A 12203-nucleotide genomic window follows, 5' to 3' on the forward strand; every position below is an offset into this window, starting at 1 on the left:
CGACCTGGTACGGTTTCGACGACCGTGGGGCAAATGGACGCCCGCAGAATAAAGCGATGCGCCCATAGGTCCAAGGGCAGGTTCACTCACGATGAGTTCGGAGGGGGCTCCGGCCTTCGCCGCAGCGGAGGCGGACATCATTCCTTGGATGCCACCGCCGATGATCGGTAGTCGATGACTCATATCCCCCTGCCCATTTCTTCGGCTACCGGGTCGGGCCAGCTTTCGACGGAGGTACGGCTGATAAAGCCAGGATGCTCGGGCTTCGCGCACGGCGCGCGCTGTAGAAGGCTGTCAAGAATGCGGCGAGCTCGCCAGGCCAGCAGGCTTAGGTTCGGATCGGCCAGCCCGCGCTGCCCGGGATTGGCGTTCTGTACGAAGATGCGTCTGTCGCGCGGTCCGTCCCAGCAAACCGAAAAATCCTCGTTGATGACCAACTCATTGTCGGTCTGTTGCAGCCGGTCCGCCATCGGTTCCAAAAAGCTTGGCACAGCGTTCTCGTAACCGGTGGCCAGGATGACAATGTCGGCCGTGACTTCTTCGACGTCGCCCAAGCCGCGCTGCAGCGTCAAGTTATGACCCGCGCCGTCGTTGATGCAGCGTGAAACGTTGCAACCCGGCCGCAGTGCGATGTCACATGGGGCTGGCTCAAGAAATTCGTGGCGATACAGCGCCTGGTAGACGGCGCGCAAAGTGCGATCCGAAATACCATCCGAGGCAAGCAGGAAACGCTGCAGGAACAGCTTGCGCTGCGTCTGGCTCATTGCCGCAAAACGATCCGAAAAACAGGGCATGAACAACTCGTTTGTGAACGGGCTGTTGTCGAGGGGCAGGTAGTTTTCGCGCTGCGAGACCCAGGTGATCGAGGCAGGCCGCCGTTCTCTTGGCCCACCCACCAGATGCAACAGCACCTCGGCTCCCGACTGCCCTCCACCAACGACGCAAACATGTTTTTGCCGCACCTCAGGATGGATGTGCAGCAAATCGGATGAATGGAACAGGTTGCGTCCGATCCAGCCCTGAAATTGAGGTGGAATCCGCGCTTGCTTGCCGATGCCGACCACCAGGTCTCTGGCACTAAGCACCGCGTCGTCCGTCCGCACCCGAAACTCGCCATCATACCGTATCTCGTGGACAGTCTCGCCGCCGCGGACAAGTGGGTTCCTGCGGAACGCCCAATTCAGGTATTGTCCGAACTCAGCCCTGAACACAGAATCGAACTGTGCATTCAGGAAGTGGTATAGACGCCCGTTCTCGTGCAGAAAATTTATGAAAGTATAGGCTGACCGCGGATCCACCAGCGTGACCAGATCCTTGAAGTGGCTGACCTGGAGTTCTGAGGACTCGAATGCGCTGCCTGGATGCCAGCGGAAGTCGACTTGTCGATCCAAGAACAGTGCCCCGTGCCCAACCTGCTCATGGATCTGACACGCAAGGCTCAAATTGGACGGACCAGCACCGATCCCAATGCAAGAGAGCTCCAGTTGTCTTACTCCTACTGATGTGTCCCATTCAGGCGCTGTATGCGGCGAATGTCGGCCATAGCCGTTGGGCCTCCCCTCCGCGAACTCATCGTCGACACCGCCGGACTTGCGACAGCTTGTCCGCGCCTTCGTATCGTCGGGTGTGGCGCCCGCGGATTCCGGCTCTCTGATGAGATCGGCACTCATGCCGGTGACATGTTGCGCGTGGCTGGCATCGAGAACCCCGCCTCGATAACCCCCGCGTGGTCAGTGACATGCTTTCGCAGCCTGTCCCGCATTGCAACAGGGCTCAGTTGCCCGCCTCGACCACGATGAGCCGACCTTCGGCCTGCTTGGCGACCAGCGAGGGCACGCACATGAGTGCGGCGACAGCATTTTTCCGTGGGTTTGATCATTGAAGACATCCGCTGCTGCGTTCGGGAGGTCCCCTGCATCGAATGTGCCAGAGCAAAACATCAGCAAAAGCAACGGAAGGCAGGTTTGCAATCCTGTCGAGTATCCGACATTGAGGCCGAAACCTTGCACGGGCGCCCACGTTTGCAGGTAATCGTACTTTTTCGACTTCATAGCGTTGCAGGCGCTCTTGGCACTTTCCATACTGTCGTCATCGAGGAATGGCCTCGGCGCCGAGTGTCGATCCCTGAAGAGGAATTCCGTCATCAAGATCCTCATGGGCACTATCCCGACATGGTCCTGCATTACGGCGACACGACGGATGCGGCAAAGCTGATCCGTCTCCGGCAAGAAACGCAGCCGCGCTCGGAACGCTGGGCTGCTGAGCGATCCGCATTCTTCGTCTCGAGAAAGAAACGCGGTTCTACCGGGCATCAACTTCGGAACTCTTTGGTTCGGTCCAGGGGGTGCCGCAGCAGGAGACCACTCCGTTTTATCCACGCTCGGCCTATGCGGTGGCGAAGCTCTACCACCATGAACTACCGCAAGGTGTGCGGGCTCTATGCAAGCAACGGCATCCTGTTCAATTAAAGGGCCGACGCGCGGCGAAACTTTCATCACGCGCAAGGTGACGCGTGCCGTGGCTCGATCATGGCCGGCAAACAGGACTGTCTCTATCTCGCAGACCTGGAAGCAAAGCGCGACTGGGGCTCGGCGCGCGCCTATGTCGAGGACATGTGAGCATCAACCTGACGATTTCGTGCTGGCAACCGGCGAGACACACACGGTCCGCACCTTTGTCGGGGCTGCCTTCAGGCGAGTCGAAAAGGAGATCGTCTGTGAGGGCGAAAGCGTTGACGAGGTGGGCCGTGAACGCATGAGTAATCAAGCGCTGATCCGGATCGACAAACGCTGTTTCGGGCCAATCGAGGTTGACCTGCTGATCGGCGGTGCCTCCAAGGCAGCCGACCAAACTCGGTTGGAAGCCGAAGACCACTTTCGATGAGCTCGTCTCGGAAATGGTCGAGGCCGACTGCCGCGCCTACGGGATCGTGTTAGCGTGACGTGAAAACACGATGACTTCGCGGGCATGTGCATCTTGCCGTTTCAGGGCCGTCGGCCCGCCGCGTCAGCCGGCATCAGTCAGTTCCTATCGTTTGGATCGGCAAATTCACACATCCTGCAAAGCAGAAAGCCAGCCGCTCCATTCATGCGATCGACGATTTCGCAAAAAACTGGGCTTTTAAAGAGATCGCCGTATTCGTCGCATAGAAGGTTGCCCAGTACGTGACGCCGCTCAAAATCCATGGAGCAGAGGGTAACCTCGCCGTTTGGAAGGAGTACATTCCGATACTGTCGTTCGTCCACGCAGGTTAGCGCTCCGACGACTGGCTGCCGTGGTTCAACGATCTTGGGGTCGACGCTTCCACCCCTGCTGCTCACGGGTTGCGCGCGAATGAGTATTTCGGCAGGAATAATGTCGGCTTCTGGGTGGGGCTCGCCCAAAACCACGAATCGGATCGAAGGGATGTTGGCGTGGACGAGTTGACGAATCAGATCGCGATAGTTGTCTCCAACGAGGCGGCTGTTCATGTGGGTGCCATCATCGAAAACATGGACAACGAATACGCCTAAACGCAGCGCTTGCAAGCGTTGCAGATCCTGCCCCTTCATTCCCACAAGCGTCGTGAAAATCCTGATGCCGTGGCCTTTGGCGGCAGCGTGCTCGACCATTTCGGTGCAATCTGGATTGAGCCATGGCTCAGAATACCCGGCAAAACCAATGTCGACGGAGGTTGGTACGCGCGCCAGACAGCGCTTGAAATCTCCAAGACTAAGATGCTTCGTATCAGAGACTTTTCTTTGCCGGTCAGCGAACTTGTCCTGCGGACAATATGAACATCCCACGATGCATCCTGTGGTCGTCGTTATCTCCAAAACTCTTCCGGCTGGGATAGCAGAGCGCAGTTCCGGTAAAACCATTCGTTATGACTCCCACTCGTCTGGTCATGCGTAACGTCCAGCATGGTGTCGTTGGCTTCATGACACCGACGGTCAAGACGTTCCGAATGAACCCAGCCATCTCCGCCTGGGCAGCAGTCAACAGCGGCTTCCTCAATCTGCCGAGCGAACTATCAACGAACTTTGGGCGCATCGGCGCGGCAGGGCGGTGCAACCGCAATGTCGCGCGTCAGCCATTGCCAAAGGTGTAGCCGTGACCGTTGAGCGGGCGCGCCGCCGAGATGGTGTAGCAGACCATCAATCGTCTCGCGCTTTCTCATGCGGTCAGCCCCCCACTCAGTGCCGCATCTCCAGCAAAGGCCGTGCCAGCGCGCTTAGCCGCAGCAACGGCATGAGTAGGCTTCGAGAAACCTCATGCCCAAGGCGGCCGGTGGTTTTGGACCAGACATGTTTTTTGTCGCTGTCAGCTTTTGGACATGCATCACTCATCGTCAGACGCTGGAGGACAGACTTGGCTGTCTCCCCTGCGGTAATGTTGGCGTCGGCTCATCATCTAGCATCATTTCGGCGCCGGCTGTGTGCGCGGAAGATCTACACGGCCTGACCGCCGCGTGCAGCGATTGCCTGTCGGCTCATAGCTGATCTTTTCTCCTGAAGCCGGCAATGACAACAGGCCGTTGAGTGCGTGCTGCCGGATGCTGCTCTCGTCTCGCTAGACCGCGGATACCGCGTCACCTCCATGTTTTCGCGACAGAGGTTTGGTGGCGTCGCAGGCCTTCTTGCTACATCACCGCAGTGCTCGGGAATTCGTATCTGATCCGCGTGAGGCGAAGACCTTCTCTCTCGACTGGCTCGCTGAGGCCGTCTGTCCTGCGGGCCTCGGCGATTTCTCATTTGGCATGGCGCATGCGCCTCGATCCGCAAACCCGGTCATGAGGAGAAATCCGAGCTGGCCGCCACTCTACCTCCTTCAGCCACGAGGGCAGACGGGAAGCAGCGCCTTCAAATGAGGAACAAAATGACTTTGCCTCGAATCTTGCCTCTCGACCACAACCGCAGTCATGGAACCGCGTCCGCGACCATCGCCAATGATCGCGCCCCAAGGCAATTGCCCAGCGCAAAATGGCTACGCGCGATTACGCCATGCATCCCTTACGAGGCTACGACAGCACCTCGGAGAGCCTCGCCGCCATCATGCAGACCGATCTGGGCCCACTTGATCCAGCACAAAGGAATTTCAAAACATGCACCAAGATACCGTCCGCGGGAGAGCTTTCGCCATGCCCCTGACCAGCCCGGCCTACCCGGCCGGCCCATATCGCTTCCGCAACCGGGAGTATCTGATCATCACATATCGCACCGATCCGCAGAAACTGCGCGACATCGTGCCGGAGCCGCTTCACGTGTGCGAGCCTCTGGTCAAATTCGAGTTCATTCGCATGCCGGACTCGACGGGCTTCGGCGACTACACGGAAGGCGGACAGGTCATCCCTGTCTCCTTCTGTGGCCGCAGGGGGAGCTACACCCTCTGCATGTTTCTCGACGACCATCCGCCGATAGCGGGCGGACGCGAGTTGTGGGGCTTTCCCAAGAAGCTCGCTAGCCCAACGCTCCGAACGGAGACGGATACCCTCGTTGGCACGCTGGACTACGGGCCGGTCCGCGTCGCGACGGGTACCATGGGCTACAAGCACCGAGCCGCCGACCTCGCGAGCGTGAGGGCCTCGCTCGCTGAACCGAACTTCCTCCTCAAGATTATCCCGCATGTCGACGGCACGCCGCGCATCTGTGAGCTCGTGGAATATCATCTAGAGGACGTCCATCTGAGGGGCGCCTGGACCGGACCGGCAGCCCTGAACCTCTGGTCGCACGCGCTTGCCCCCGTCGCCGAACTGCCGGTGCTGGAAGTAGTCTCGGCAGTACACCTCGTTGCAGATCTCACGCTCGCGCTCGGGAAGGTCGTCCACGACTATCTCGCGCAAGCCTAGCCTCGCCATCGGAAAGGAAGAAACCATGAACTTTTACAGTGATATCTCATTGAACCAACGCGATGGGGAGCTGGTGGCCGACTTCTCGACAAGGAACGCCACTGACAATCTCATACAACGTCTTTCCAGCGACCTAGCCTTAGAGGACATTCCGCCGCTTTGCGGCGAGTGCAGGCGTCTCGCGAGTAAGAGCGATTGCCCTTGCCCATCCTCCCTGCTTTTGGTGCAACATATGCTCGCTGCCGTTTACCAGCGGCTTGACGCCATTGACTGCCTCTCAGAGCAAGGCGCCATAAGACTGAAGGCTTTTACCGATTATCTGGCGGCGGTCGTTCGAATAGCTTCAGAGAGCGGCGACGCGGCACCCTGGATTGATCTAGCAACCCGGTTTAGCGCTCTTTTCGATCCCGACGAGGTTGCCCATTGATCTCGCGCTTGTCGCTTTTCGTGGAACGAGCAGCCTCGTCGGCCGATGCGTCATCGATCGCCAACGACGTGCCGGCGCATACCCTGGGCATCAGTACTGGGAGGACTCCGTTCTACCTTCCGCCTTGCGCATGACTGGAGAGATTTCCGGCGGGCGTCGCCTCCCGAGCAATGCTTTTCATGTTCGTTACTCTTCGTAAAATCGATTATTACGATGGAGCCCATCTACGAATGAATGCAGGCGTCACAGTAGAGCTTTGAACAGCATCGGTGCGGGTCCAGAACCGTCAGCGAGCCAAAAACAGTGGCAATGGCGGCTTTTCGACTATCCATCTCGTCACGCCGCCGAAGAGCCGCTCACGCAGCCGGCGGCTGCCATAAGCGCCCATGACTATCATGTCGGCAGACGTGTCGGTTGCGTGCTGCGCAAGCACCGTGGCCGCCGATTTGCCGGCACTTGGCAGTACGTCAACCGACACCCGAGCACCGTGCCGAGTGAGATAGGCAGCGATGTCGGCTCCAGGTTCCGCGCCGTTCCCGTTGTCGTTGGCCTTCGGATCGACCAGGGCGACACGAACTTCCTCAGCAAGGCATAGGAGACCCAGCGCTTCTCGAACCGCACGGGACGCCTCTGCTCGGGAATCCCAACCGACTAGGACGCGCCGTGGCGACAGCGTCGCCTCAGCGCCCTCCGGCACAACGAGCACCGGCCTTCCGGTATCAAACAAGCAGCCGTTGACCACAGGAGGTCCGAGATTCTCGTCGTTGAGGAGCCCCGGTCCGATGATAGTGAGGTCGGCGCAGAGCGCCCGCTGTCGTGCCACTTCACCGAGGCTGGCCCGACCGTAATAGTCGGTGTCAACGTCATAGGCGAGCGGGTAGTGGGTCAGTTTGAAATCTGGCTTTGAAAGTGACCTCTGACAATGCCATATTGGACGCATGACCGAAAAGACACGCGAAGAGATAGACAGGCTTTGGAGCGAACTTGGCCTCAAGGCCAAGACCCTGCTTAAAGATCACGGTATCGATACCGAGGGATTGTCCGCCGCCGAACTCGACCAGTTGCAGAAGAAACTGGCGAAGGAAGGCAAATTGTGAGCGGCCACGCCAACCGCCCGCGCGATCCGAACCAATTGGCGAAGTCGATAGTAGACGTAGCCACAGGCGAGCGGAGCGACCACACCAAAACGTCTGCTAACCCCATCTTAAGCGAAGCTGGGAAGAAAGGTGGACGGTCGAGGGCGAACAAGTTATCCTCAGAGCGCCGGGAAGAAATTGCGCGGGAGGCCGCGCGTCGGCGTTGGGGTCGGGGAGATGGCAACCAGTCAAGCGAGGATTGACGCGATTAAGGCGTCAGCGAATGCTTTGGCTGAGCATCTAGACACAGACATCCTGATCCTGAACGCCGAGATTTATCCCCCAGGCGATTTCGTCTTCATTCGAACCGTTGGGTCTCGCAATCGGAGAAGCAAAGTTCTGCTTTTCCTAACTACCGAAGGCGGTAGTGCTGATTCCGCGTTCCGTATGATGCGGTTCCTGCAGGCCCGGTATCAACGTGTCACAGTCGCTGTGGGCGGCTGGTGCAAGAGTGCAGGAACGCTTATGTGCATCGGGGCACATCAGCTTGTCATGGGCGACGCTGGCGAGCTTGGTCCGCTTGATGTGCAGATCGTCAAAGCTGACGAAATGAATGAGCAAAAATCTGGCTTGGTCGCCGAGGCAGCGTTCGAGAAACTGCAGCTTGAAGCGTTCAAGTTTTTTATTGGCTTCGTCCGAAACCTAGGCGATTCAGGCTATCGCGTTACGCTCAAGACCGCCTCAGATATCGCTACAAAAATGACCATTGGTGTCGTCCAGCCGATATTCGACAAGATGGAACCCGTTACAATCGGTGAGGACTATAGGTCCAACCGGCTAGCGCTCTCCTATGCGACACGGTTGAACGTTCACAGCCGGAACCTTAAGCGCACTCGCGAGTTGGACGCGTTGGACAACTTGCTCTCTGGTTACGATTCCCACGGTTTCGTAATCGACCTTAAAGAGGCCTCAAACCTCTTTATAAACGTGGCGCCATACCCGCCTGAAATGCTGGATTTAGTTGACAAATTGGGTATGGACATTGTGCTCCCAAGGGAGCAGGGACCAAGACTGGAGTATTTGAACGATGAACCACCAACTGCGAAAGCAAGCGTCGGAGCAAGCCAAAACCCAGTCGCGCCTCCCGGAGGCGCGGGAAATCCTCGACGCCGAAATCGGTCCGGAAAGCTATCTGGAAATTCTCCAGAAAGAGGCAACTCGGAGCCGGTTACCCGCCCGAACGGGTCGGAACCGGCGAAATAGCCGAAGTGATTTCGAACTGACCTTTTGTGCTTGACTGACAAGCATAAGTGTCATATTGAAGGGGTATGAACAAGCTTACCCCTGAAACCCGTTCGCGTATCCTGCACCTTCTTTGTGAAGGCCAATCCATCCGCTCGATTACGCGCGTCATGGGCATGAGCAAGAACACTGTCGCCAAGCTCCTTTCGGATGCTGGCGCAGTGTGTGCCGAGTATCAGGACAAAGCCCTTCGCAATCTCAACACGCGCCGCTGCCAGGTAGACGAAATCTGGAGCTTTACCTACGCCAAGCAGAAGAACGTCGCGACGGCGAAAGCAGCGCCGGAAGGGGCCGGCGACACTTGGACTTGGACGGCCATCCATGCGGATAGCAAGCTCGTCATGTCGTGGCTGGTCGGCGGGCGCGACAGCGGATACGCAATGGCGTTCATGGACGATCTTTCGCGCCGCCTCGCCAATCGCGTCCAGCTGACCAGCGACGGCCACAGGGCTTATCTGGAGGCGGTTGAAGGCGCATTCGGCGGCGACATCGACTACGCAATGCTGATCAAGATCTACGGGGCCTCGCCTGACAGCACCAAGGGCCGCTACAGCCCCGCCGAATGCACCGGCATCAAGAAGAACCGTATCGAAGGTTCGCCCGATCTGGCGTACGTCAGCACGTCATTTGCCGAACGTCAGAACCTGACTATGCGGATGCACATGCGCCGCTTCACGCGTCTAACCAATGGCTTTTCCAAGAAGGTGGAAGCTCACGCAAATGCGGTCGCGCTGCACTTCATGTACTACAACTTCGTGAAAATCCATTCGTCGCTTCGTATGACCCCGGCGATGGCCGCTGGCGTAACTGGCAAGCTTTGGGAGATAAGCGACATCGTGGCGCTGATCGAGGCGAAGGAAGCGGAGACGCCGGTCATGCGCGGCCCTTATAAGAAGCGGAATTGAGAAACAGAGACGCTTCCTGGCTGTGCTAAAAATGCCGCCAACGTCCCAGCATAACATATTTTTTTCAGGGAATGCGGCCTTGAAAAGCGACTAGCCGAGAGAGCAAGTCGCTCGATAACATGCCATTCGTTGCTAGTCAACCTTTGGTAGGCTATTGACGGACATAATTCCATGCCGACATACGTAACCGGATTGGTTCCAACACTAAGAAAGGGAGACCGACATGAGCATTAAATCCTCTGCTTTTGGTGGAGTCACCCTGACTGGTGATGACGCCAAAAAGTTTCTGAATCAGGTCCGCTACGGACGACCAAAAGCAGCTGCGGCGGCATCCGCCAAGCGTGGCTCGGCCATGCTTTGTCAAATGCAGAAGTCGGGTTCGGTAAGCGTTACGATCAAGAAATCGGACGCGAAATCCCCTGGCCGCAAACGCTGAACTAAAATTTCAGATACGAGCGCTCAACGATAAGGATGGAGTAACGTCCTTATCGTTGGGTGACGCGGCTTTTACACCTCTCAAGACCTTTCTTCGAAAGGACGCCAAGTCCCATCAGGCGGCGAGCCTAGCTCGAACCTATGTTGCGGTCGAAGACGGAACGGAGAGGGTAAGCGCCTATATCACCGTTATATGCGGAGAAATTGAGGTTCAGGCGAACCATGATGGCGAGGATCTTCAGTATCCGTATCCAAGGTATCCGGCGGTCAAGATTGCTAGGCTGGCGGTTGACAGACGTCTTAAAGGCGGCGGGCTTGGCCGGCAACTAGTGGACCTCGCGCTAGGTGTCACAAAGGAGCTAATATGCCCGAATGTCGGGTGTCGTTTTCTTGTCGTAGACGCCAAACAGCCATCCATCAAATTCTATGAGCGATACGGTTTCACGATGATCGATACGCCGGACAACAAGGCGTCAGAGTCGCCTGTCATGTTCATCGATCTTCATAGAATGGCGGTCTGAATTTCAAACTGACCCACTACCGGCGAGCGACATAGATTCCAGCAGTTTCTGGACATCTCTGGAGCGTTTTTCCCGTCTGACCACGTCGTGTGTAAATCGATCGATTTGCCGAAACCGATCGTTCAATCTGGTAATTGCCTGTCCACGTCCTATCGGCCACTCGGGGACACCATCCTCGATCCGCCGATGCGACATAAGGTGCGTCGGAGGGGGCATGATCAGTACGGAAAGGTACGCGCCGATTTCCGCACACAAGCCGGCAGCAGTTGTGACGTCCTGATCGGAATGGTCGGCGCCGGTCAAACAGAGTACGGTTTTAAAGCCCATTTTCCTGCTTCTTCCTGAGTATTCGTTGAGGGCGTTTCAGGCCGCAAGACCGAGGAAAAGAGGGCACCACACCCGGCACTTGATTCAGCCGTCCGGCTTCTCGAGCGAGTAGCCGGCCGACCTGACGGTACGGATGACGATGCCGGTCGAGGCCGTCTCCAGCGCCTTTCTGAGCCGACTGATATGGACATCGACTGTGCGTACACCGACGTGGATATTGGCCGGCCAGGCCGCGCCGATCAACTCGTCCCGGCTGAAGACCTTGCCGGGAGCCTCGAGCAAATGCCGCAGGACGTTGAACTCGATCGGTCCGAGATGGATGTCATGGCCATTGCCGCAAACCCGGTGGGCATCGAGCTTCATCTCAAGAGTGCCACAGGAAAGCCAGCTGCCGTTTTCAATCCCGTTTGAACCCGGCTTCGGCAGCGCCAGCCTCGTCCGCAAACAATCGAGCAGCTTGGCCGGCGCCATTGGCCGTACAAAGCTCTCGTCAATGCCGGCCTTCAACAGATCGAGTTGCTGGTTCTCGGCGCCGGGCGCGATCAGGGCAATGATGGGCAGGCCGCCGGTCTGGGGCTCGCGCTTGAGCCGGGCGCAGATTGCGGACCCGGTAAGGCTCGTTGGACCGCAGTCCAGCACCACGGCCTGGAATTCCCGTTCGTCGGCCATTGCAAGTGCTTCCTTCGCGCCGCCTGCCGGCTCACTGGCGAACCCGTCCACTTCCAGTATGTGGCTGAGGAACAGATAGAACTCCGCATCTTGCGAACAGATCAGGACGAGTGGCTTCATCAGCGCTACCCCGAGAACCAAATTGGCCTCGACTGCGTCGGCCGCGTAGGCTGGCCGTCGCGGCTCCTCAAGGCCTGACATGATCCTCTTGCTCGAAAATCGGTTTCATGCCCGTGCCACCTCGGGATAGGCGTCGATGGCTGCGATAGCATCGTCGGCCAGTTTCGTACCGGCCGCGGCGACTTTGCAGAACGTCTCGAAGCCGAACCGATGGACGTCGCGCAGGGTCTTGGATAGAACGACCAGCCGCCCGGCGGTGAAAAGCACACGCCCGAAGCCCTCATGGCTCATTTCGATCATCGGCGATGCCATCAGGCCGGAGCGCTCCTCGATCGCAAGGGCGACGGCAGTGTAAAACTTGTCGAGCCTCCACAGCACGTCCGGATCGGGATCGCCGATGATTGGAATCGTCCGACGCTGTTCCTTGCTGACGATGAAGTCGGCCAGCAACTCGGCGTCCGCTTTGCCGTCCCACGACCCGTGGGTATCTTGAGCACGGATCAGCCGCACGAGGCATTTGACGAACGGGCTGGCAAGGGCCGCCTCGTCATCGTTGACAGCAGGGCTGATCGCGACTTCAAACATTTTGCTCTT

14 protein-coding genes are annotated in these 12203 nt (G+C 58.0%); 9 read left to right on the forward strand and 5 right to left on the reverse strand.

Annotation, left to right across the window (positions count from 1 at the left end; genetic code table 11):
- Positions 1-179 precede the first annotated feature (179 nt).
- The gene (locus EB815_RS32165) at positions 180-1484 is read right to left on the reverse strand and encodes a lysine N(6)-hydroxylase/L-ornithine N(5)-oxygenase family protein (protein WP_065005764.1); all 1305 of its coding nucleotides are present in this window, start codon (positions 1482-1484) and stop codon (positions 180-182) included.
- Positions 1485-2272: 788 nt separating this feature from the next.
- Between EB815_RS32165 and EB815_RS33835 the strand changes: the two genes are divergently transcribed.
- Both EB815_RS33835 and EB815_RS33840 read left to right on the forward strand, forming a co-directional pair.
- Positions 2273-2509 (forward strand): GDP-mannose 4,6-dehydratase, encoded by a 237-nt coding sequence (locus EB815_RS33835; RefSeq protein WP_246740218.1) that lies wholly within the window; start codon positions 2273-2275, stop codon positions 2507-2509.
- A complete protein-coding gene (locus EB815_RS33840) occupies positions 2440-2883 on the forward strand; it encodes a GDP-mannose 4,6-dehydratase (protein WP_246740212.1) in 444 nt (147 codons plus the stop codon). The genes EB815_RS33835 and EB815_RS33840 overlap by 70 nt, the downstream gene beginning before the upstream one ends.
- A gap of 137 nt (positions 2884-3020) precedes the next feature.
- Here EB815_RS33840 and EB815_RS32175 read toward each other — a convergent pair whose 3' ends face one another.
- Positions 3021-3860, reverse strand: a complete 840-nt coding sequence (locus EB815_RS32175) for a radical SAM/SPASM domain-containing protein (protein ID WP_065005733.1) — start codon at positions 3858-3860, stop codon at positions 3021-3023.
- A gap of 1223 nt (positions 3861-5083) precedes the next feature.
- Here EB815_RS32175 and EB815_RS32180 point away from each other — a divergent pair.
- Positions 5084-5827 (forward strand): acetoacetate decarboxylase, encoded by a 744-nt coding sequence (locus EB815_RS32180; protein WP_065005732.1) that lies wholly within the window; start codon positions 5084-5086, stop codon positions 5825-5827.
- A 25-nt stretch (positions 5828-5852) separates the two neighbouring features.
- Positions 5853-6254 (forward strand): hypothetical protein, encoded by a 402-nt coding sequence (locus EB815_RS32185; protein ID WP_064987147.1) that lies wholly within the window; start codon positions 5853-5855, stop codon positions 6252-6254.
- Between the two features lie 286 nt (positions 6255-6540).
- Here EB815_RS32185 and EB815_RS32190 read toward each other — a convergent pair whose 3' ends face one another.
- A complete protein-coding gene (locus tag EB815_RS32190) occupies positions 6541-7194 on the reverse strand; it encodes a universal stress protein (protein WP_245303392.1) in 654 nt (217 codons plus the stop codon).
- Between EB815_RS32190 and EB815_RS32195 the strand changes: the two genes are divergently transcribed.
- From EB815_RS32195 to EB815_RS32215, 5 genes are all read left to right on the forward strand, one after another.
- Positions 7193-7351, forward strand: a complete 159-nt coding sequence (locus EB815_RS32195; protein ID WP_155767357.1) for a hypothetical protein — start codon at positions 7193-7195, stop codon at positions 7349-7351. The two genes, EB815_RS32190 and EB815_RS32195, sit on opposite strands and share 2 nt — an antisense overlap.
- A gap of 216 nt (positions 7352-7567) precedes the next feature.
- Complete coding sequence (locus EB815_RS32200; RefSeq protein WP_065005731.1) at positions 7568-8593, forward strand: SDH family Clp fold serine proteinase; 1026 nt, start codon at positions 7568-7570, stop codon at positions 8591-8593.
- A gap of 65 nt (positions 8594-8658) precedes the next feature.
- Positions 8659-9537 carry a helix-turn-helix domain-containing protein gene (locus tag EB815_RS32205; RefSeq protein ID WP_065005730.1) on the forward strand — a complete coding sequence of 293 codons (879 nt, stop codon included), beginning with the start codon at positions 8659-8661 and terminating at the stop codon, positions 9535-9537.
- 223 nt (positions 9538-9760) lie between these two features.
- Positions 9761-9973, forward strand: a complete 213-nt coding sequence (locus EB815_RS32210) for a hypothetical protein (RefSeq protein WP_155767356.1) — start codon at positions 9761-9763, stop codon at positions 9971-9973.
- Between the two features lie 55 nt (positions 9974-10028).
- Entirely contained in the window at positions 10029-10493 is a 465-nt protein-coding gene (locus EB815_RS32215; RefSeq protein ID WP_065005729.1) for a GNAT family N-acetyltransferase, read from the forward strand.
- A gap of 411 nt (positions 10494-10904) precedes the next feature.
- On the opposite strand, the gene EB815_RS32220 is transcribed toward EB815_RS32215, so the two are convergent.
- The gene (locus EB815_RS32220; RefSeq protein ID WP_019863334.1) at positions 10905-11690 is read right to left on the reverse strand and encodes a response regulator transcription factor; all 786 of its coding nucleotides are present in this window, start codon (positions 11688-11690) and stop codon (positions 10905-10907) included.
- 24 nt (positions 11691-11714) lie between these two features.
- Positions 11715-12194, reverse strand: a complete 480-nt coding sequence (locus EB815_RS32225; RefSeq protein ID WP_019863333.1) for a NifX-associated nitrogen fixation protein — start codon at positions 12192-12194, stop codon at positions 11715-11717.
- Positions 12195-12203 lie beyond the last annotated feature (9 nt).

This window comes from Mesorhizobium loti, assembly GCF_013170705.1.
Classification (GTDB): domain Bacteria; phylum Pseudomonadota; class Alphaproteobacteria; order Rhizobiales; family Rhizobiaceae; genus Mesorhizobium; species Mesorhizobium loti_D.

Coding starts and splice junctions, on each gene's coding strand:
- EB815_RS33840 (WP_246740212.1), top strand. CDS start 2,440: ATGCAAGCAACGGCATCCTGTTCAATTAAAGGGCCGACGCGCGGCGAA.
- EB815_RS32175 (WP_065005733.1), bottom strand. CDS start 3,860: ATGGTTTTACCGGAACTGCGCTCTGCTATCCCAGCCGGAAGAGTTTTG.
- EB815_RS32180 (WP_065005732.1), top strand. CDS start 5,084: ATGCACCAAGATACCGTCCGCGGGAGAGCTTTCGCCATGCCCCTGACC.
- EB815_RS32185 (WP_064987147.1), top strand. CDS start 5,853: ATGAACTTTTACAGTGATATCTCATTGAACCAACGCGATGGGGAGCTG.
- EB815_RS32195 (WP_155767357.1), top strand. CDS start 7,193: ATGACCGAAAAGACACGCGAAGAGATAGACAGGCTTTGGAGCGAACTT.
- EB815_RS32190 (WP_245303392.1), bottom strand. CDS start 7,194: ATGCGTCCAATATGGCATTGTCAGAGGTCACTTTCAAAGCCAGATTTC.
- EB815_RS32200 (WP_065005731.1), top strand. CDS start 7,568: ATGGCAACCAGTCAAGCGAGGATTGACGCGATTAAGGCGTCAGCGAAT.
- EB815_RS32205 (WP_065005730.1), top strand. CDS start 8,659: ATGAACAAGCTTACCCCTGAAACCCGTTCGCGTATCCTGCACCTTCTT.
- EB815_RS32210 (WP_155767356.1), top strand. CDS start 9,761: ATGAGCATTAAATCCTCTGCTTTTGGTGGAGTCACCCTGACTGGTGAT.
- EB815_RS32220 (WP_019863334.1), bottom strand. CDS start 11,690: ATGTCAGGCCTTGAGGAGCCGCGACGGCCAGCCTACGCGGCCGACGCA.
- EB815_RS32225 (WP_019863333.1), bottom strand. CDS start 12,194: ATGTTTGAAGTCGCGATCAGCCCTGCTGTCAACGATGACGAGGCGGCC.